Raw genomic sequence first — 19,775 nt, 5'->3', positions numbered from 1 at the left:
GCCGCATGTACAAACTCAAGACGCTCGATGTCTGGGATACCCTGCTCCGCCGCAAGTGCCACCCCGACTTCATCAAGCTCACGGCGGCACGCCACCTGCAGCTGCGCTTCGGCCAGCAGCTGGCCGAGGGCTTTGCCGACCACTGGGCGATCTTCCGCGAGCGCTGCCAGATCGAGGGTGAGTTGGCCCGCGCCGCCGCCCGCCAGGGCAGCGACGACGAATACACCCTGCACCACGTCCTCGAAGTCCTGCTCCAGCGGGTCGTCACTGCCCCCGACCTGGAGCTCGCCCGGGTCGCCGACGAGCTGGCCGCTGCCGAGCTGGCCCTCGAGAAGGCCAACACCTTTCCGGACCCTAGCTGCCGCCACGTGATCGGCCAGTATCCGGCCGAGCAGACCCTGTTCCTGTCGGACTTCTACATGCCGGCACCCATGCTCAGGGAGCTGCTCCACCACCACGGCCTCGACGACATCGCCGGCGACGGCATCAGCTCCTGCGACATCCGGCTCAACAAGCGCTCGGGCCAGTTGTTCCACCACGTGCACGAGGCCTTCTCGCTGGCGCCTGAGCACCATGTGCATATCGGCGACAACCATCACTCGGACGTCAGCATCCCGGGCGCCATCGGCATCAAGTCGGTGCACTACCTGCCCGAACAAGCGCACGCCGACCGGCAACTGCGCGAGAGCCTGTTCACCGACCGGGCCACCCTGTTCGCCCACCTCGATGGGATCATCGCGGCGAGCCGCCAGGAGGCCCTGGAGCAGCGCCAGGGCGCCGCCCGCACAGCCTTCGAGCTGGGCACCCGGGCCGCCCCCCTGTGGGTGGGCTTCTGCCTGTCGGTCGCCGAACAGAGCATCCTCGAACAGCTCCAGCGCCTGTTCTTCTTCACCCGGGAAGGTGAGTTCTTCATCGAGGTCTTCCGCTGTCTGTTCCCCGAAGGGCGCCTGGCCGGCCATGCCCTGCCCCCGGCGGAGACCCTGGAGGTCAGCCGCCTGGCCACCTTCGGCGCCTCCCTGCGCGAGCTCAGCACCACCGAGCTGATGCGCATGTGGAACCTCTACAGTTCCCAGTCGATGTTCGCCCTGGCCCGCTCCCTGGGCCTCGAGCCAAGCACCCTGGAGAGCGTCTGCGCCCGCCACGGCATCCCCCTGCAGGAAGAGATCATCTACCCCTGGCAGGACGCCCGGGTCCAGGCCCTGTTCGCCGATGGGGAGTTCCAGTCCATCGTCTCCGGCCACTGCGCAGCAGACCGCGGCCTGCTGCTCGGCTACCTGGCCCAGCGCGGCCTCAGCGCCGGCGTGACCCGCGTGGGCATCGTGGACATCGGCTGGCGCGGCACCATCCAGGACAACCTGGCCCACCTGCTGCCCGGCCACACCCTGTTCGGCCATTACCTGGGCCTCGCCCGGGTGCTCAACGAACAGCCCGCCAACTGCCGCAAGTTCGCCTTCGGCCCCGACCTCAACAAGCAGGTCGAGGCCAGCCACTTGCTCGATGCAGTGGCCCCGCTCGAGATGCTCAGCAACTCGCCCCATGGCAGCACCGAGGGCTACCGCCGCAACGCCGAAGGCCGGGTCGAAGCGCGCCGCCTGGTGGACGAGGACGAGAACGCCGTGCATGAGCAATACGTCAGCCACTTCCAGGCCGGCGTGCTGCACGCCGCCCGTGCCTGGACCGAGTATCTCGACAACCACGCCGTCTCCAGCGCCGAGCTGCGCCCCCAAGCCCTGGCCATCTGGCATTCGCTGGTGGCGCAGACGCCGGAAGACCTGTTCCAGGCCTACAACGCCCTCAACCACAACGAGGTCTTCGGGGTCGGCCAGTTCGTCGAGCAGAGCAGCGTACCGTCCATGGGCGTGGTGCTGCGCGCCCCCTTCGTTCGCCGCGACCGGCACAGCCTGATCCAGTACATCCGCCAGTCCCAGTGGGCCACCGGCCTCAAGAAACGCACCGATCTCAACCCGATGCACAAGGCCCTGCTCACCACCGCCATCTCGGCGGGCAAGGTGTACAAGTACATGCGGGTCCGCTGGCAGCATCACCAGGCCAAGAGAGGCAAATAAGTCATGACCCCCGGCACCGAACTGCTCCCCCTCGCCCGCACGCTGATCAGCCAAGGGCAGCTGGCCGAAGCCAGCCACTGCCTGCAGGCCCTGCTGCGCCTGCAGCCGACCCACCTGGAAGCCCATAACCTGCTCGAAGCGCAGCGACTGCCGGGCAACTTCACCGATGCCTTCGGCATCGATGCGCAGATCTCGCCCGACGACGACATCTTCCGCTTCTTCGCCAATCACCCGAGCTGCACCAACCCGATCCGCGACTACCTGTCGGATGGCTGGCGCACCATGGTCGAGCTGAGCAGCCTGCTGGAAAGCCTGGATCGCCCGCTCGGCCGCTGCCGCAGCTTCCTCGAGTTCGCCAGCGGCTTCGGGCGCTTCAGCCGGCACTTGGTCAAGGCCGTGCCCGCAGGGGCCCTGCACGTGTCGGACGTGGTGCCGGGCAGCGTCGATTTCCTCAAGGCCCGCCTGGGCGTGGACGGCTTTTATTCGGTCACCCGGCCTGCCGAGCTCGTCACCCCGCGCAAGTACGAGGTCATCTTCGTGCTGTCGCTGTTCAGCCATCTGCCGGAGAGCACGTGGTCGGTCTGGCTGTCCCAGCTCTACAACGCCCTCGAGGACAACGGGATCCTCATCATCACCACCCACGGGGAGAAGTTCGCCCGCATGATGGGCGTCGAGTTTCCAGCGAACGGCTTCCTGTTCATCCCGTCCAGCGAATCCACGGCCCTGTCCGGCGAGGAATACGGCTCGACCTTCACCTCGGCCGACTACGTGCGCCGCGCCATCGCCGCCCACCTGCGCGGTGCCACCACGCACGAGTTCCCCGCCCGCTTCTGGGGCCACCAGGACGGCTTTGCCATCGTCAAGGGCCGCTGAACACCGTGACCGACCTCCTCACCGAAGAGCGGCTGCAGGCCGAGGCCAACCGAGCCGCCCAGACGCCGGCCTTCCGGGCCGCGCTGTGGCAGCACTGCCGCTACCTGCGCAGCGACGCCTCGCCGGAACAACTGAAGACGCGCATCCACCCCGGCGACCAGATGCTTCTGCACTCGCTGAAGCACTTCCACGAGGTGAACCGCCCGCTCAGCCAGTATTACAACGTGGCCCTGCAGCAGCACGACGCGGCCCAGCAGATCCTGCGCCATGTCTTTCCCACCCCACCCGAAGATCTCAAGGTCCTCGACTTCGCCTGTGGCTACGGGCGCCTGCTGCGCTTCCTCGGCCTGAGCATTCCACCGGAACGCATCTGGGCGGCCGAGATCCAGGCCGGAGCGGTGGATTTCGTGGTGGAGGAATACGGCGTCCACGGGCTCCTGTCGCAGACCGACCCGGCCACTTTCGAGCCGGGGCAGCGCTTCGACTTCATCTGGGTGGCCTCCCTGTTCTCCCACCTGCCCGAAGCGCTGTTCAAGGCCTGGGTCGGCAAGCTGCACAGCCTGCTCAGCCCGCGCGGCGTGCTGTGCTTCAGCGTGCATGACCAGTGCCTGCTGCCGGAAGGCGCGGTGCTGCCCGACAACGGCATCCGCTTCACCCCCGACAGCGAGAACGCCGACCTGGACACCTGCAGCTACGGCACGACCTACGTGGGCGAGCCCTTCGTGGCGCGGGCCATCGGCGACAGCCTGGGCCATCCGGGCCATGCCTACGCCCGCCTGCCCCGCGGTCTGGCCAATGAACAGGATCTCTACGTGGTGCCGGCCGATCCGGCGGCCGACCTCAGCGGCCTGCGTGGCTTCCGGCGTGGCGCCTGGGGCTGGGTGGACGGCCTCGAACTCGGTGCCGATGGCCGCCTCGAGATGCACGGCTGGGCTGCGTCACTGGACGACGGGCCACTCGATGAGGTGCTCATCACCGTGGATGGGCAGGCCCACCGCTGCCCCACCGGGGAGGCTCGGGAAGATGTCGCCCGGGTGCTCCACGACACCCGCCTGGCCCGCAGCGGCTGGCGCTTCGCCACCACCCTGCCAACCATGGGCGGGGAAGTGTTCCTGCAGGTTTCGGGCAGGACCGCCCGGGGTGAAACCGCCCTGCTCTATACCGGCTCATTGGCCGTACCCGGACATGGCGCGGCACCGGAGCCGGCACCCGGCCTGCTCCGGCGGCTGAAGACGCTGCTGTCGGGCAGGGGCTGAAACGCAGCCCCAGCCGGGGCATTCAGACGATGTCTAGATGGGCCGGGGCTTCGCCTGCCATATGGCGGCGCCACATGGCCTCGAAGGCAGCCTCCAGCTTGCCGGTGTAGCGCCCGCAATCGAAGAGGGCGCAGCGCCCCCGCTGTGCCGCCAGGCGCTGCCGCAGCCCGGCCAGGCGTGCCGGATCCCCTGCCAGCGCCACGGCCAGGGACTCATACTCCGCCGCATCGGCGGCGATCAGCTCGGGCAGGTCTGCCGCTGTCAGCAGGCTGGTCGCCACCCGGCCCGAGAAGCTGTGCCCCAGGCGGGTCAGCACCGGCAGGCCGGCCCACAGGGCATCGCTGGCGGTGGTATGGGCGTTGTAGTGGAAGGTGTCCAGGAACAGGTCAGCGCGCGCATGGCGGGCGAGGTGCTCCGCCAGGGGCACGCGTTCGGCAAACACCAGCCTTTCGGCTGCAATACCCAGGCGGACAGCCTCCCGGCGCAGCGCCTCCATGGCCTCCGGCGGCGCGGCAAGCAGCCACAGCACGCTGCCCGGCACGCGTGCCAGCAGCCGCATCCACAGCGCAAACACGTCCGGGGTGATCTTGTAGTTGTTGTTGAAGCAGCAGAACACGAAGCCCTCTTCCGGCAACCCCAGCTCGGCCCGCGACGGCACCGCCCCCGCGATGGGCTTGGTGGAGTCGTTGGGCTGGTAGCAGTCCGGCAGGGCGGCGATCTTCTCGGCGTAATGCTCGCGGTCCTGGACCGGCACCACCACCGGGTCGGCGATCAGGTAATCCATCCACGGCACGCCCAGGGTGCCCGGATAGCCCAGGTAATTCACCTGGATGGGTGCGGCGCGGCAGGCAAAGATGCCGGTCCGGCAGTCCTGGGTATAGCCCTTCAGGTCGATGGCCACATGCACGCCCAGTTCGCGGGCACGCAGGGCGATCTCCCGGTCGGTCAGGTCGCCAACCTCTTCGAAGCGGTCAAAGGCGGCTACCAGGCGACGCCGCCAGGGGTCGTCCCGAGGGGGGCCGAAGGACAAGGCGATCAGCTCGAAGCGGCTGCGGTCATGACGCTCGAACACTTCGGCGATCAGGTGGGCGGTGGCGTGATCGTGGAAATCGGCGGACAAGTAGGCCAGCTTCAGTCTCTGCGGCACTGCGGCGGGCGCGGGAATGGGTGGCAGCGCCATGCCCGCCGGAAACTTGTCGGCCGCGTAGGCACGGGCGCATTGAAGCTGCTGCCGGGGTGTGCTGTCGATGGCCAGCAGCGGGAAAGGCTCGGCCGCTGCCCGACCGGCATCGACCGCGCGCAGGATCGCACTGCCCAGCGCCTCCAGGCCCTTCCAGTCGCAGCGGCGCAGGCGGGCAAACAACAGGTGCCCGCGGGTGTAGGGCGCCTCGGGTTCGAGTTGTACGGCCCGTTCGTAGCTGGTCTGGGCTTCGGTAAGCCGCCCCAGCTTTTCCTGCAGGACCCCCAGGTTGTGCCAGGCCTCCCGGTAGCCCGGCACCTGGGCAAGCGTACGACCGTAGGCGCCGAGGGCCTCCTCGAGGCGCCCCAGCAACTGCAGCAGGCGCGCCCGGTTGAAATGCAGCAGGGGGTTGTCATACCCCAGGCGCAGCGCCTCGTCGTAGCTGGCCAGAGCTTCGTCGCTGCGGCGCAGCTCGCCCAGGGCGATCCCCCGGTTGGTCCACGCTTCGGCATAGGCCGGGCTGAGCTCCACGGCCCGCTGCAAGGCCTCGAGCGCCGCCCCGGCCTGCCCCAGGGCCAGCTGCACGGCACCAAGGCTGTTGTGGGCCGCGGGGTGGGCGGGCTGTATTTCAAGTGCCGTCCGGATCAGCTTTGCTGCGGTGGCGTGGTCACCTTTCTGGTGGGCGCACAGACCCATCAGGTGCAGCGCCTCGGGATGACGGGGTTGCACCGCGAGCACCTGGCGATAGACGTTCTCCGCGTCCTGCAGACGTCCCGCCTGATGGAGCTGGATGGCGGCATTGAGGGCGTCGTCGAGGGACAGGCGGGTGCGCGAAGTGCTCATGGTCGAATCCGTTGAAGCTCAGTCGGCATAGAACTGCCAGTAACGATCGAAGGAGGACTCGGCATACAAGGCCTCCATGCTGGCCCGGGCGGCTTCGCCGACGCTGCGCCTCAAGCCGGGTGAAGCCCGGAGTGCATCGATGATGTGCAGGGCTTCTTCGTCGGAGTGGAACAGGAAACCATTGCGGCCATGCTCGATGATCTGCGCGAATCCACCCGTTGCATGGGCCACCACAGGCAGGCCGGTGGCCATCGCCTCGGTGACCACACGCCCCCAGGGTTCCGGAAAATAACTGTGCGTGCGGTAGACAAAACAGTCGAGGCTGCGCAGGAAGTCCTCCGGCGTCTGCGTCTCGACCGCCATCAACTCGATGCCGGGCGTGCCCCCCAGCACTCCGGCCAGCACCGTGGCGCCCATCATCCGTACCGGGATGCCTCGCGCCGCAAGCGCCGAGAAGAATGCAGGTGCCCCGACATGAAACTTGTAATGCATGTCGCGGCTCAGGCGCCCCACCACGAAACGCTCCGGCTGGAAAGCACCGGGTTGCGGCCGGAAACGCTGCAGATCGACAGGAGACGGCTCGAAGCGCCCGGGCAGCCTCGTCTGCTCCCGCATCCAGTCCGATGCGTACACGATTTCGAGCGGGGGCTTGCCGGGCAGCGCCAGGGCCTTGATGGCCGCTTCCAGGTGATTCGGCTGATCCACGTTGTACACGACCACTACGCGCCGGAAGCGGGCCGCGCGGTACCACTCGCCGATGGGGTGCCAGGCACCGATCACCGCAAGGGTGCCGCCATCCGGCACCTCGCCTGCCGCCGGGTCGATCAAGCGGATGCCATGCCCCGCGAAGCTCTCGTGGATGTCCGGCCCCGTCGCCCACACCTCGACACGGACGTGGTTCCCGAGGCGTGCTGCCAGGTCGAGACAGCGCAACTCCGTTCCCGCACGGCGCGGAAAGTCGCACACCAGATGCAGCACCTCATCGCCGTTCTGCCGGGGTGGCAAGGCCGGCCCGGAATGCACGGCCCCCTGCAATTCCTGCAGCCGCAGGACCGAAGACAAGCGGGTACGGTAGTCGTCCAGGATGGCCTGCGGGGAAGGCGGCAGATCCTTCATGGCCAGGCGGTCGCAATGCGCGAGCCCCGAGGCAAATCCGCCCCGGCGATACTCGACGATGGCCGCCAGCAGCCGGGCCTCGATCCAGTCCGGATGGCGCTGGAGCACGGCCTCGAAGCCATCTGCGGCCAGCCCGATGTGGCCGTCGTTGAGCAGCCGGCAAGCCGCCCGGAAGTCATCCAGGGAAGCCGGGTCTACCGGACATTCAGCCAGGTAGGGGGAGTCCGGATCGAAATACGAGAGGGTGGCCAGGTGGCTGGCCAGGGACAGTTTATCCCTGGCCGGCTCATGCTGCGCATCGATGTCGAGGGCCTGGAGATAGCTGTCCAGCGCCTCACGCGGCTGTCCGAGACGAAGGTGGACATGCCCCTTGTTGACATGCACCTCCGCGCTGTCTGCGACCAGGGCTGCAGCATGCGTGTAGGCGTCCAGCGCCTCGGCATCGCGGCCCAGTTCGGCCAGCGCAGACCCCCGATTGTTGAGGGCGTCGGCATAGCCGGCCTGCAGGGCCAGGGCCTGCCCGGTCGCCTCCACCGCCTCGTCGAAGCGGCCCAGCCGGATCAAGGCCACCGCCAGGTTGTTGTAGCGCACCGGGTCGGACGGCGCGCCGGCAAGGGATCGGCGGATCCAGTCGACCGCCGGCCCGGGCTTGCCTTCGACCAGATCGCAGACGCCGAGAAGGTGCAGCACATCGGGATGCTCGGGCACCACCGCCAGGATCTGCCGGAGTACATATCGGGCCGCATCCGGCTGATTGTTCTCGAGCAGGCGGACTGCATGGTCGAAGGCGGCAGAGATGCTGTTGGCACGTGTCATTTGAGCAAATCCGGAGCGAATCGCATTAAAGACTGGGACTCAGGGCCTGACAACACCAAGCAGACTGCGGGCCAGGGTACGCAATTGCTGCCTGATCGACGGCGGCGGGAGTGCCGCCGCCGGAGCCCGTGCCTCCGTCAGCTCCCGCTCCAGTTCGGCCACGCGTGCCCCCAGTTGCCGGTTCTCGGCGTAAGTGCGGCTCCATTCGCTATAGACGGAATGATGGCGGTCCGTCACCAGGCTCAGGGACGGGCGGATGGGCGCCAGCGCTGCCGGGTCCCTGGCGCAGCAGACCAGGAAGTACAGCTCGGCCGGGTAAGCGCTTTCGCCATCCACCGCCAGCACACTCGACGACTCCGCCGGCCCCTCCAGGGACCACAGCATCGACTGGAAGCACGGGCGCTGGGCAAACCAGTGCTGGGCCGGGAAATGGCGATCGAGCAGGGTGCGCAGCTCCGGGCCGTCCAGCTCCTTGACGTGATACTCATTGCGGTAACCCGTCCGGTCGGAATACTCGACCCGGTTGGGCGACGAGATGATGAACAGGCCCCCAGGCGCAAGCAGGCGCTGCACCTCGGCCATGAAGGCATCATGCTCGGTCATGTGCTCGATGGTCTCGAAGGAGATGATCACGTCGAAACTCGCGTCGGGCAGCGGAATGCTGGCGCAGCTCGCGCACAAGTAGCTCAGGTTGGCCGCACCGCCATAGCGCTCGCTGGCGTGGCGGACCGCCTCCGGGGAGATGTCCACCCCGGTCACGCTCGCCGCCCGGGTGGCCAGCAGGGCACTGCCATAACCCTCGCCGCTGGCTACGTCGAGCACGCGGCGGCCGGCCACGTGCGCCTGCGCGAACAGGTAGCGGTGCCAGTGTTCATAGATCATTTCTCCCTCACAGCTGGGGAGAAAACGTTCGCCGGTAAAACTCAGGGTCATGACTGCAAATCCGAATCGTATGGAACGGCCGGCCAGCCCCAGGCAGTCCTCAGGACCGCGTGGACGCTTGCCGTCCGCGGAAAAAAAGCCGGTTCAGGCCGAAGCTCAGGGGCACCACCGCCAGGCTGGCCAGCGGCCCGGCCAGCCAGCCGGCCACACCGGCATCGAGCAGCAGGGACAACAGCCCCTGCCCCACCACCCATGGCGGCACATAAACCAGCGGGTACACCGCCAGGCCGCCTGCGCGCGCCCCGGTACGGAAGGTGAAGCGCCCGTTCATCCACCACGCCAGGCCGATGCCGGCGACAAACGCCAGCCCGAAGGACAGGGCCGGCGTGAGGCCGGCAGCCAGCAGGGCCCAGTACAGCAAGGTCGTGGCCCCGGTGTTGAGCACTCCCACCAGGATGAAGCGCAACAACTCGCGACGGGTGCCCGCCGCGCTCATTGGCCAGCGGCCGCACGGCCTGCCACCGCATCCAGGAAAAGCTGGTAATCCCGGATGTAGTCATCCGCATCGTAATAGTGCGAGGCGAAGACCAGCAGCATGGTGTCCGGCGAATAACGGTACTGGACACCCCAGGTCATGGGTGGGAGATACAGGCCGAGGGTCGGGTCGTCGAGGGTGAACTCCTGGCGCAACTGCCCGTCATCGGTCATCACCTGGCAACGCCCGCGCACGCACACCAGGAACTGCTCGCACTCCTTGTGGGCATGCTCGCCGCGGACTTCCTGGCTGGGCACGTTCATGATCATGAAGTAGCGCAGGGGCGTGAAGGGCAGCGAACGGCCGAACTCGCCCACCGTCAGGTCGCCCCGCATATCCTTGATCAGCGGCATGCGGAAGAGCTGCACGCCACCCTGCCCCGCCGGTACCGGGGTGTTCAGCGGAGCGGCCGCGGCAGCCTGGTCCACCGTGTCCACATAGCCGACGATGCGGGCCGGGTTGCCGACGACGATCGCATTGGGCGGCACCGAGCGGGTGACCACCGCGCCGGCCCCTACCATCGCATTGCGTCCGATGCTCAGCCCCGGCAACACCGTGGCGTTGGCACCGATGGACGCGCCAGCCTGGATGCGGGTGGGCAGGTAGGCCTCGGGATAGCACTTGCTGCGCGGCATGCGGTCGTTGCAGAAGGTGGCATTGGGGCCGATGAAGACATCGTCCCCCACCTCCAGGCCGTCCCACAGCTGGACGCCGCACTTGATGGTGACCCGATCGCCGACCACCACCTGGTTCTCGATGAAGACATGGTCGCAGACATTGCAGTCCCGCCCGATCCGGGCGCCGGGCAGGATGTGGGCAAATGCCCAGACCCGGGTACCTGCCCCCAGCTGGCGGCTTTCGCAAAGGGCCGCCTCGTGAATGAACACATCGGACGGCCCGGAAGGTGTCGAACTCATCGCGGCTTATCTCCTTCGAAGGCATGCTGGTCCAGCACCAGGGCAAGAGGCCGCTGCTTGCTGTTCTCGTAGGCCCGCCAGGCATAGGAACCGATCAGCCCCAAGCCCAGGGCATTGAGACCGGCAAAAAAAGTCATCGCCACCATGATTGCCGCATAACCCGGGACCGGCACCCGTCCCGACACCTTGGCCACCACGACCACCAGGGCAAGGATCAGGGCCAGCCCCAGCCCCAGCACGCCCACCCCCAGCAGGATGCGGATCGGCAGATCGGAAAAGGCGAACAGGCTGTCGGACAGGTAGGCGATCTTGCGCCGCAGGCTCCAGGCACTCTTGCCATGGGCCCGGGCGACGCGCCGGTAACCCAGCACCTTGCGCCGATGGCCCAGCCAGAAGAGCTGCCCCACCAGGGAGCTGCGGGCCTCGGGCAGGGCTACGAGGTGCGCGGCAAACGCTCGCGTGCAGCCGAACACATCCACCCCGCCCGGCGGAATCTCGGGATTGATCAAACGCCGGTAAGTGGACCAGAAAAGCTGGGCCGGCAGGCGCTGCAGCCACGGATCATCCCGCTCCTCCCGGCTGCCCACGACCACGTCGGCCTCGTTGGCGGCCAGGCTGAGGAAGAAGCGCTCCATCAGCTCGATGGGTTCCTGCAGATCAGCAGCCATTACGGCCATGTAGTCCCCTCGGGCCAGGCGCATACCCTCACGGATCGCCGCGAATGAACCGAAATTGCGCGCCAGGAGCAGCAACTGGCTGGCAAAGGGTTGCCGCGGCAGGTGCTCCAGCAGGTAACCGTAGGAGGCGTCGGGGCTGGCGTCCACCACCACCACCAGTTCGAGCGCCCCGGGCAGACGGGCAGCGAGCCAGGCCACGGCGGAGAGCAGCTCCGGCAGGGAGGCTTCGTTGCGGTAAACCGGGATGACGAGGGAGAAGCGCGGGCGGGTGACCGTCATTGCCAGGCCTCACGCAGCGCATCCGACACACGGGCCACCTCACCCGTCTCCAGCCAGGGATGGCAGGGCAGACTGAGGATCCCGGCACAGGCGCTTTCGGTGTGAGGCAGCGCGCCGGCCGGTGGCAGCGGCGCCTGGCCCAGCTGCGCCACGCGCCGCGCGAAACCGGGCTGCAGGTGGTCGGCGCACGGGTAATGCACGTCACTCTGGATCCCCCGTGCCAGCAGGCGGGCACGCAGGCCGTCGCGATCGGGGTGGCGCAGCACGAAGAGGTGGGCCACGTCGAGGGCCGCGGCCGGCCGGACCGGCCGGGTGCCACCGGGCAGGCTGCCCAGTACGGCGAGATAACGGTCGGCCACCTGCCGCCGCGCCGTGTTGGCAGCCTCCAGGGAAGGCAGCAGCACGCGCAGGAAGGCAGCCTGCATCTCGTCGAGGCGGCTGTTCATCCCCCCCGGCAGCTGGACGTGGTATTTGGGCTGCCAGCCATACTGGCGCAACTGGCGCAGGCGGGTGGCCAGGGCCGGATCGGAGCAGCACACCGCGCCGCCATCGCCAAGCGCACCGAGGTTCTTGGTGGGATAGAAGCTGAAGCACGACAGATCACCCCAGCCACCGGCGGGACGGCCCTCCCAGGCGGCACCATGGGCCTGGGCGGCATCCTCGATCACTGGCACGCCCGCCGCCCGGCAGAGCGCCAGGATGTCCGGCATCGCGGCCATCCGGCCGTACAGGTGGGTGACCACCAGGGCCCGGACGCCGGGCGACAAGGCCGCGCGCAGGGCTTCCAGGTCGAGGAGCAGGGAATCGCCGTCGATATCCACGAACAGCGGCCGCGCCCCGATGGCGAGAATGGCCTGGGTGGCATAGCCACCGGCATTGGCAACGGTCAGCACCGCATCGCCGGGACCGATGTCGAGGGCTCGCAAGGCCAGCTGGAGCGCATCACTTCCGCTCGCCACGCCTACACAGAAAGCAGCACCGGCCTGGCTGGCCCAGGCCTGCTCGAAGGCTTCCACTTCGGGCCCCAGGATGGTCCAGCCACTGTCGATGACCCTCGCCGCCGCGGCCTTGAGTTCGGCCTGCAGGGGCGCATGGGCCCGCTTCAGGTTGTTCATCTGGACGGGGGGCAAGCCGTCAGGGGAGGAGCTGGTATACGACATAACCATCGCCGGACTGAAAAGCGGGCGTCAAAGGCAAACGGGGATCATCGGAAGGGCTGCCGCCGGCCGGCAGCGGCCCCGCACTGTACCACCGAATGCCCGCCTCCCGGAGGGCCGCCAGGCGCTCCGCCGGCGGCAGGGAACGGATGTTTCGCCACGCGTCGGCACGCGCCTTCACGGCAGCCGAACTGCGCGCATGCACGTTGAAATCCACCCAGTAGGCCGGGCAGTGCGCCAGCGCCGACCAGCGGAACTGGGGGTCGCCATCCGCGTTCTGGCACACATCCGATTCACCCCGATGCTGCCGGATGAAGGCCGCACTCCCGGCGAGGCCGGCCGGCAATGGCGGCGTAGCGGCGAGCTTGCGCGGCCCCAGCTGGAGCGTCGGCCCGAAGACCAGGCCCGCCACACAAGCCGCCGCGCAAACCGCCGCGCCGATACCGATGCAGACCGGCCATTCCGGTTTCCGGGCAGGCCACAAAAAGGGCGCGGTCGTCAGCCACCACATGGGCAGAACCCAGACCAGCGGCCGGTGCTGCAACTCGTCGGGAGTACCGGTACTGCCTCGGTGATCCAGATCCAGCCCCAGGGCATACAGCAGGTAGCCTCCAATCAGCAGGAGCATCCAGCAGCGTACCGGCCAGGGCGCCCGCGGCCAGGCGAGAGCACCAACCAGCATCCACCCCAGTGTTCCGACGAGGATGACGCCGGGCGCCATCCAGTCGGCCTTCAGACTGTCCAGCCAGCCGTCCTGCAGCACAAGCAGGAGGAAGGGCCAGTATTCCCGCCAGCCACCGCCACCAAGATGCATCAACGGCAGGCCTGGCAGGGTGATCCAGTTAAGAACGATCCACGCCAGCACCAGCAGGCCACCTGTGAGCAGACGCCGCACAGATGGCGACCCAGGCCAGGTGGCCGCCCACCAAAGGATGAACAACGGCCCCGCCAGCAGAATGATCTGGGCCTTCACGAACATCGCCAGCGCCAGCACCGTCAGCACGACCAGCAGCTCAAAGCCTGGACGGGACATGTCATTTCGCTGCCGCCACCCATACAGCCAGCTCGACAACAGCACCACCACAGCCCCGCCGTAGAGGCTACCCGGGGCGATGATCTGCAGCCAGTGCCACCCCAGGAAGGCATGCCCCGACCCGAGCAGGGCCGCATCCGGCAGGAACAGGGACAAGGGCACGACCAGCGCCAGCCACGGCTGCTCGGGCCTCAGCCGGGCCACCCACTCACTCCCCGCGGTCACCAGCAGGAGCAGACCGACAGGCCACCACAGTGCCAGCGCCATGGCGATTCCGCCAACGCCAGACAAGGCGGCCAGCCAGGCCGGCAGACCGTAGCTCAGATAGTGGTAAGGCAGCAGGGGCAAGCCCCTTGCCCGGATATCGCGCAGGCCGAACTCCCGGCCCTGGGCCAGCACATCGATCACCACACCGTGGTTGCTCCAATCCTGCCAGAGCAGCCAGTCCCCACCCTGCCCCAGGAGCTGCAGCCCGCTCCACAGGCTGCAGCCCCAGGCGCCGAGCAGGCCCAGGGACACCAGCACCAGCAGGAATAAGCTAGCCATCCCGGTCGTCTGACTGGCCAACTCAGACCGGCTTCCACGGGGCACCCACAGCAGCAGGCCTCCAAGCGCAAGGGCGGACACCTGCGCTGGAACACGCGCCAGCTCAAGACAGGTCAACAAGGCGGTGAGCGCCAGCATGGCGAGAGACCACCCACCGGCAAGACTCGCCAGGCCCGTCGCCTGCCTCAGCCAGGACGCCCAGCGCAGGGCCGCCGCCACTGGCAGAACCAGGTACAGCGCGGCCACCTTGCCGCCCCCCACCAGCGCCAGGGCAACAGCCCCGATGACGCCAAGCAGCAGGGCCGACAAGACAGCCCTGCTGCCTCTGGAAGTCAGATGGCGTTCCACCGATGCGGCAGGCGGCAAACGCCCATCTCACGGCTTTCACCGAGGACAGTCAGGTCCGCGGTGATCTCGTCGAACAGGCGATAGGCTTCGGGATCGAGGGCATGCCCCTTGAGTGTGTATTCGCCAGGCAACAACGACAGTTCGGGTATCTCGAAATCGTAGGCGAACTCGTTGGGGGCCACCCGAACCAGCACATGGCCATCCATCTCGGAGGACACGCCGTAGATCGGCATTCCATCCTTGCGCACGATGCCGACCAGCACGGTGGGCGCCCGGTCATCGGGCGAGAACACCCTGCCGCTGACCCGCAATGATGCGCCCATCGGTAGGATCGCACCCTCCTGACCGGACTGGTCGTTCAACAGCATGGACAGCAGCGCGTAGACGCCGCTCTTCAGCGCCTGGGCATGACTCTGCACCTTGGGCGCATTACGGGCGTCGTGCCAGGCGAGGTATTCACGGGTCACCCGATGAGCGTCACCGTAAGCCCGTACACGGCCGTCGTGGATCCACGCCGCCTTCTGGCACAGCTTCTGAATGTGAAACATGCTGTGGGCGCACAGCAGCAAGGTGCCGCCGCTCGACAGGTAATTTTCCATCCAGGCGATGCACTTGCGCTGAAAGGATTCGTCGCCAACGGCCAGCACTTCATCGGTGATCAGGATATCGGGCCGCACCGCGGTAGCCACCGCAAAGCCGAGGCGCACGATCATCCCGGAGGAATAGTGCTTGATCGGCTGATCCACGTGCTCGCCGATATCGGCAAAGGCGAGAATGCCATCGAGCTGGGCCCGGGTTTCCTGCTCGCTCATGCCCATCAGGGCGGTGGCCAGGAAGACGTTCTGCCGGCCGGTATATTCCGGGTGAAAGCCTGCGCCAAGTTCCAGCAAGGCGCTGATCCTGCCCCGCAGCTTGATCTCGCCCGAGGTGGGTTTCACGACACCGGCGATGACCTTGAGCAGGGTGGATTTGCCGGCACCATTCACCCCGATAAGCCCCAGGGACTCCCCGGGCCTGACTTCAAGATTGATATCCGTCAGGGCATCGTAACGCTCGGCAAAGGGGCGACGGCGCAGCAGCGCATACAGCGTCCGGATTCGTCCTGCAGCGGAATTGGCGATCGGGTAGGACTTGCCGATGCCCGACAGGCTGATCAGCGCAGCGTCAGAAGCAGACACGCTCATCAGATGAAATCCTCGAAATAATCGGAAAGACGCCGGAACACCATAACAGCGGCCATCATGGCCAGCGCGCCACCGACGACAAACGCGCTCAGCACCCCCATGCTTCCCAGATCACCGTGCATCAGGCCCGCCCGTATCGGCTCCAGCAAATGCACCAGGGGATTGAAGGCCACCGCCCAGCGCACCGACTCCGGCACCTGGGTGGTCGGATAAAGAATGGGGGTCACGTAGAACATGATCATCAATGCCGGCCCCAGCATGTGATCGACATCCTTCAGGAAGACCTGAAAGGCGGAAGTCACCAGCGCAACGGTGGTCGCCAGCAGGAACAAGGCCAGCCAAGCCAGCAATACAACAGGGAGGCCATCGAAACGGAAGGGCTCGCCACCGATGGTCAAGGCAATGAGCACCACGGCGAAGCCGAGGAAATGAATGAAGAAGGTCGCCCCCACGCCGGCAAACACCAGCAACTCCTGGGGAAAATGGACTTTCTTAACCAGACCGGCATTGCCGACGATGGCGTGGGTAGCCCTTTGCACCCCTTCCTGGAAGGCCATCCAGGGCCACAGGGCGCAGGCCACGAAAGCCACGAAACTGTGCTCTCCCAACTCCGGAAAACCGACCTTGAAGACTTTGCGGAAGACAAAGCCATAGATGGCCAGCAACAGGACCGGTTGCCCCAAGGCCCACAAACCGCCGGCCAGCGTGCCGGAATAACGGTTGCTCACCTCACGCCTGGCGAAGGTCAAAAACAGCCATCGCTGGCGCCAAAGTTCAAGAATTGTCTTCATCAGCCCGGATCAAACCCCACCACGTCCTGCATCGGGCGCCTGGAAAACCTCCTTAACGCCCTGTCGCCCTACTTCGCCAGTGCGCGTCTTACGGCCTCGGCGTCGACGCTCAGCGTGGCGGGATCGCGGAAAGGATCCGCAATCTTCTTCCGGGCTTCGCCCTTCACACGGTTACGGGCAGCCTCCATCAAGCCCTCCTTGACCTCGTCGAAGGGCCGCAATACGGGCGCCACACGCTCCTCGAAGCGGATGATGTGCAAGCCAAAGGAGGTTTCAACAATGCCGGACAACTCGCCAGGCTTCTTGAGGGCATAAGCGGCTGCTTCGAACTCCGGGACCATGGTGCCCTTGGGCTTCAGACCGAGGTCCCCCCCCCGCTTGGCCGAACCCGGATCTTCAGACAGGGTAGTGGCAAGTTCCTCGAAGGACTCACCCTTGTTCAAGCGCTCAAGCACCGATTCGGCGAGCACCCGATGAGCATTCTTGTCACAATTGCACTGACGGAACAGGATATGCCGGACACGGATTTCCTCCGGCTTGGTGAATTTTTCGGGAAAGGCACGGTATTCATCACGCGCCAGCGCTTCGATCCGGTCTTCCCTTACGGTCTGTGACTCGGCCCGCTCCATGTAAATATCGTAGAGCACCCGCTCCTGGGCAAGGCGAAGACGATCCGCAACATCCTTCCGGGCAATCAGGCCATCGTCCTGTGCCTTCTTGGCCACCAGACGACGCAACAGGATGTCCGCAACAAGTCGCTCTCCCCCGGTTGCACCAGGCTCCCGCAAGCGCGTGATGAAATCGGCAGGGCGCCCCGCGAGATCCGCGGCGAGGTCATCGGCAGTTACCTGTACATCCCCCCGGCTGGCCAGGACTGCACTGTCTGCAGCCGCAGGCAAAGGCGCCAGAAGAGCCAGAGAAAAAAGGGCGGATAAGGGCAGACATAACGGCTTCAACACGATCACTCCAGATTACAGATGGAACGACGCGGCCCGCGCGCAGGGAAACTGCAGGGCCCACATGACAGACATGAATTGAAACAACAGATAAAAACGACAAAGGCGGGCAAAGCCCGCCTTTGTCGTTTGAGCGTTCTCCCCTTTCGAGGAGAACGTCAGTACGGCTCAGCTTACCACTTGAGCGGCAGGACTTGACCGTAGTTGGTGCCAGCAGCGCCGACGCCAGAGTTGAACACGTTCACCGCGGTGAAGCCGATCACCGGCAGCGGGGAAGAGTTCGACAGGTTGGTGGTGCTCAGACGAACCAGACCATCAGCGTAGATGGTGGTGTAGTCCTGAACGGTCAGGGCTGCACCCAGGGCACCGCTCGGGGTCGCGCCATTGTTGATGGACACGAGCGAGACTTCACCGGTCAGGGTGAAGGTGGAGGTACCTTGCGGGTTCGGGGAGATCACGATGCTGCTGGCGTTGACAACCTTCTGCTCTTCACGATCGTAGAAGGTCGGGGCGCCCACCTGGAGCTTGTTGGTAGCGGCATCCAGACCAGCGTAGACACCGGTGGCACCAGCAACGGTGGCCAGGGTCTTGTTGGTGTCACCACCAGCAACGTTCGGGGTGTCGGTCCAGGTGTAGTAGTAACGACGGGTCGGCTGGGACAGCACAACGTCGGTAGCAGCCAGGATGGAGTCATCGGTGGCGTACTCGGTCACCACGGAGGCCTTGGCCAGAGCGGTTTGGAGTTCAGCCAGCTGGGCAGCGGCGTTGGCGGTACCGTACGGGGTCGACAGGTCGGGCAGGTCGAACTCGTACATCGTCACGTTGCCGGTGGCGGTGTCGAACACGCTGTCAGCGGTCTGGGCAGCGGCGAAAGCCGGGGCCACGGAGCCGTAGGAAGCGGTACCGATGGTCAGGTTGGCCTGACGGGAGTAACGAACCGGAACGGTCACGCCAACTTGGTTCAGGGCGGTCGCCGGAACGGTGAAGGCCTTGGACTGAGCAACGTTGATGATGGTCGCGAAGGAGGTCAGACCCGTGGTCGGGTTGGTCATCGCGGTGCTCAGATCGTTCGGGGTGATGCCGGAGCCGATCAGGGTGGCGGTGGTGCAAGGAGCAACGCCATTCACGTGCTTGGTAGCGGTGTACAGGGCGGAACCCGGGGTGATGTCGCCCATGTTGATGATTTCAACATAGCCTTCACGGGTGCCTTGAGCCTTGTTGGCGTCCAGCAGGCGAGCGGTCACGAACGGCTGGTTGACGCTGACCGGCAGGGTGCAGGACTTGTCGGAGGTGGCCAGACGGGCAACGCTGCCGTCCAGGGTCACAGCGGCGGTCCAGACGTCAGCCGGGGACAGGAAGACTTGGAAGTCGAACACGTCGTCGGAGAACTGGGCACCACGGAAGCGGACCTTGACAGCCTTACCGTTGGTTTCGTCGGTGTTGGCAATGCTGATGAGGGTCATGTTGCCGTTCTGAACGGTGTAGTAGGGCAGAACGTTGATCTGGCCCACACCGTTTTGCGCAACGGTCATCGCTGCGTTCGAGACCCCGGACAGCGCACCCAGAGTTGCCGCAACACCAACAGCAAGAAGCTTTTTCTTCATACAGAACTCCTAAATAGCTCAAAAAATGAACGCAACGTAATCAAGTCTTACGCTGGATGACACCATAGCACATACAGCAATTTTTTTGAACAACTCGACAACACATCAAAAGGCCATCTTGTTGTACAAAAACAACGAAAACGCATATAGCCCGACAAACCGACCTGAAACAAAGGCTTAACACAAGATCAGTAGCGCTCGAAGCGCCACCACGCGCCACCTTCCTGCACCCATCGCTCAGTCAGATCGGTAGTTGTTTCCGGGTATCCCTTTTGCAAGGGCACCAACCCTATCCGCATCGTCACCTCACAGGTCGTGTCCTTGCAGTCGACACTAACGACCTCGGCAGACTTAAGTTTAACCGGACTTGCAACCCGCGAACGGAAACCAAAGACGTCAACCGAACCCCGGAATCCCGGGGTGGCATACTCATATGCCTTCTCCCATTTTCCGGCAATCAACGCATCCCAGCGAGCCTGGGCCCGCACCCGGACCACATCCTCAGGCGACCTGGAACCCAGCAACGCACACCCCGCCTGCATCAGACAAAGCACGGCCGCCATCATAATCCATGAGGAATGCCGCGTTACCTGGAAGAAATTCACACTCGACTTGATCAAGCCATTGCCAGAAGACACTTTCAGACCTCCCTTGCACATTTCAACCACTTTCAATACCCGGACTTCTTCAACCCCGCCCATGCAAGGCCTGCTGTT

General features: G+C 65.8%; 16 protein-coding genes. 3 read left to right on the top strand and 13 right to left on the bottom strand.

Annotated elements, in window-relative coordinates:
* Positions 1-5 precede the first annotated feature (5 nt).
* Genes HHL15_RS09020 through HHL15_RS09010 form a run of 3 tightly spaced genes read left to right on the top strand, consistent with a single transcriptional unit; the run spans position 6 to position 4,195 of the window.
* Complete coding sequence (locus HHL15_RS09020) at positions 6-2,066, top strand: HAD family hydrolase (protein WP_169145422.1); 2,061 nt, start codon at positions 6-8, stop codon at positions 2,064-2,066.
* A gap of 3 nt (positions 2,067-2,069) precedes the next feature.
* Positions 2,070-2,939, top strand: a complete 870-nt coding sequence (locus HHL15_RS09015; protein ID WP_169145421.1) for a class I SAM-dependent methyltransferase — start codon at positions 2,070-2,072, stop codon at positions 2,937-2,939.
* A 5-nt stretch (positions 2,940-2,944) separates the two neighbouring features.
* A complete protein-coding gene (locus HHL15_RS09010; RefSeq protein ID WP_169145420.1) occupies positions 2,945-4,195 on the top strand; it encodes an SAM-dependent methyltransferase in 1,251 nt (416 codons plus the stop codon).
* Positions 4,196-4,217: 22 nt separating this feature from the next.
* Here the strand turns inward: HHL15_RS09010 and HHL15_RS09005 are convergent, their stop codons facing one another.
* The 13 genes from HHL15_RS09005 to HHL15_RS08945 form a co-directional block, all read right to left on the bottom strand.
* The gene (locus HHL15_RS09005; RefSeq protein ID WP_169145419.1) at positions 4,218-6,218 is read right to left on the bottom strand and encodes an O-linked N-acetylglucosamine transferase, SPINDLY family protein; all 2,001 of its coding nucleotides are present in this window, start codon (positions 6,216-6,218) and stop codon (positions 4,218-4,220) included.
* Positions 6,219-6,236: 18 nt separating this feature from the next.
* On the bottom strand, positions 6,237-8,150 hold the full coding sequence (locus HHL15_RS09000) for a glycosyltransferase family 4 protein (protein WP_169145418.1): 1,914 nt from the start codon (positions 8,148-8,150) through the stop codon (positions 6,237-6,239).
* Between the two features lie 39 nt (positions 8,151-8,189).
* Positions 8,190-9,083 (bottom strand): class I SAM-dependent methyltransferase, encoded by an 894-nt coding sequence (locus HHL15_RS08995; protein ID WP_169145417.1) that lies wholly within the window; start codon positions 9,081-9,083, stop codon positions 8,190-8,192.
* A gap of 49 nt (positions 9,084-9,132) precedes the next feature.
* Positions 9,133-9,528, bottom strand: coding sequence for a GtrA family protein (locus HHL15_RS08990; RefSeq protein ID WP_169145416.1), 396 nt, complete (start codon positions 9,526-9,528; stop codon positions 9,133-9,135).
* The gene (locus HHL15_RS26900; RefSeq protein ID WP_169145415.1) at positions 9,525-10,484 is read right to left on the bottom strand and encodes a WxcM-like domain-containing protein; all 960 of its coding nucleotides are present in this window, start codon (positions 10,482-10,484) and stop codon (positions 9,525-9,527) included. Before HHL15_RS26900 ends, HHL15_RS08990 begins: the two co-directional genes overlap by 4 nt.
* Complete coding sequence (locus HHL15_RS08980; RefSeq protein WP_169145414.1) at positions 10,481-11,440, bottom strand: glycosyltransferase family 2 protein; 960 nt, start codon at positions 11,438-11,440, stop codon at positions 10,481-10,483. The genes HHL15_RS26900 and HHL15_RS08980 overlap by 4 nt, the downstream gene beginning before the upstream one ends.
* Positions 11,437-12,600: a DegT/DnrJ/EryC1/StrS family aminotransferase gene (locus tag HHL15_RS08975; protein WP_169145413.1), complete on the bottom strand. Its 1,164-nt coding sequence runs from the start codon at positions 12,598-12,600 to the stop codon at positions 11,437-11,439. The genes HHL15_RS08980 and HHL15_RS08975 overlap by 4 nt, the downstream gene beginning before the upstream one ends.
* A complete protein-coding gene (locus tag HHL15_RS08970) occupies positions 12,575-14,485 on the bottom strand; it encodes a hypothetical protein (RefSeq protein ID WP_169145412.1) in 1,911 nt (636 codons plus the stop codon). Before HHL15_RS08970 ends, HHL15_RS08975 begins: the two co-directional genes overlap by 26 nt.
* A 23-nt stretch (positions 14,486-14,508) precedes the next feature.
* Entirely contained in the window at positions 14,509-15,708 is a 1,200-nt protein-coding gene (locus HHL15_RS08965; protein WP_169145411.1) for an ABC transporter ATP-binding protein, read from the bottom strand.
* Positions 15,708-16,499 (bottom strand): ABC transporter permease, encoded by a 792-nt coding sequence (locus HHL15_RS08960; protein ID WP_235943298.1) that lies wholly within the window; start codon positions 16,497-16,499, stop codon positions 15,708-15,710. Before HHL15_RS08960 ends, HHL15_RS08965 begins: the two co-directional genes overlap by 1 nt.
* A 68-nt stretch (positions 16,500-16,567) precedes the next feature.
* Positions 16,568-17,458 carry a peptidylprolyl isomerase gene (locus tag HHL15_RS08955; protein WP_169145409.1) on the bottom strand — a complete coding sequence of 297 codons (891 nt, stop codon included), beginning with the start codon at positions 17,456-17,458 and terminating at the stop codon, positions 16,568-16,570.
* 170 nt (positions 17,459-17,628) lie between these two features.
* Complete coding sequence (locus HHL15_RS08950) at positions 17,629-18,987, bottom strand: cell surface protein (RefSeq protein WP_169145408.1); 1,359 nt, start codon at positions 18,985-18,987, stop codon at positions 17,629-17,631.
* Positions 18,988-19,247: 260 nt separating this feature from the next.
* Positions 19,248-19,760 carry a hypothetical protein gene (locus HHL15_RS08945; protein ID WP_169145407.1) on the bottom strand — a complete coding sequence of 171 codons (513 nt, stop codon included), beginning with the start codon at positions 19,758-19,760 and terminating at the stop codon, positions 19,248-19,250.
* Positions 19,761-19,775 lie beyond the last annotated feature (15 nt).

Source organism: Zoogloea dura, assembly GCF_012927165.1.
GTDB lineage: Bacteria > Pseudomonadota > Gammaproteobacteria > Burkholderiales > Rhodocyclaceae > Zoogloea > Zoogloea dura.
The sequence above is the reverse complement of the archived record's forward strand: the minus strand, read 5'-3'. Positions and strand labels throughout refer to the sequence as shown.

Coding starts and splice junctions, on each gene's coding strand:
- HHL15_RS08950 (WP_169145408.1), bottom strand. CDS start 18,987: ATGACCGTTGCGCAAAACGGTGTGGGCCAGATCAACGTTCTGCCCTAC.
- HHL15_RS08980 (WP_169145414.1), bottom strand. CDS start 11,440: ATGACGGTCACCCGCCCGCGCTTCTCCCTCGTCATCCCGGTTTACCGC.
- HHL15_RS09000 (WP_169145418.1), bottom strand. CDS start 8,150: ATGACACGTGCCAACAGCATCTCTGCCGCCTTCGACCATGCAGTCCGC.
- HHL15_RS08960 (WP_235943298.1), bottom strand. CDS start 16,499: ATGAAGACAATTCTTGAACTTTGGCGCCAGCGATGGCTGTTTTTGACC.
- HHL15_RS09005 (WP_169145419.1), bottom strand. CDS start 6,218: ATGAGCACTTCGCGCACCCGCCTGTCCCTCGACGACGCCCTCAATGCC.
- HHL15_RS08965 (WP_169145411.1), bottom strand. CDS start 15,708: ATGAGCGTGTCTGCTTCTGACGCTGCGCTGATCAGCCTGTCGGGCATC.
- HHL15_RS08990 (WP_169145416.1), bottom strand. CDS start 9,528: ATGAGCGCGGCGGGCACCCGTCGCGAGTTGTTGCGCTTCATCCTGGTG.
- HHL15_RS09015 (WP_169145421.1), top strand. CDS start 2,070: ATGACCCCCGGCACCGAACTGCTCCCCCTCGCCCGCACGCTGATCAGC.
- HHL15_RS09020 (WP_169145422.1), top strand. CDS start 6: ATGTACAAACTCAAGACGCTCGATGTCTGGGATACCCTGCTCCGCCGC.
- HHL15_RS08995 (WP_169145417.1), bottom strand. CDS start 9,083: ATGACCCTGAGTTTTACCGGCGAACGTTTTCTCCCCAGCTGTGAGGGA.
- HHL15_RS08975 (WP_169145413.1), bottom strand. CDS start 12,600: ATGTCGTATACCAGCTCCTCCCCTGACGGCTTGCCCCCCGTCCAGATG.
- HHL15_RS08945 (WP_169145407.1), bottom strand. CDS start 19,760: ATGGGCGGGGTTGAAGAAGTCCGGGTATTGAAAGTGGTTGAAATGTGC.
- HHL15_RS26900 (WP_169145415.1), bottom strand. CDS start 10,484: ATGAGTTCGACACCTTCCGGGCCGTCCGATGTGTTCATTCACGAGGCG.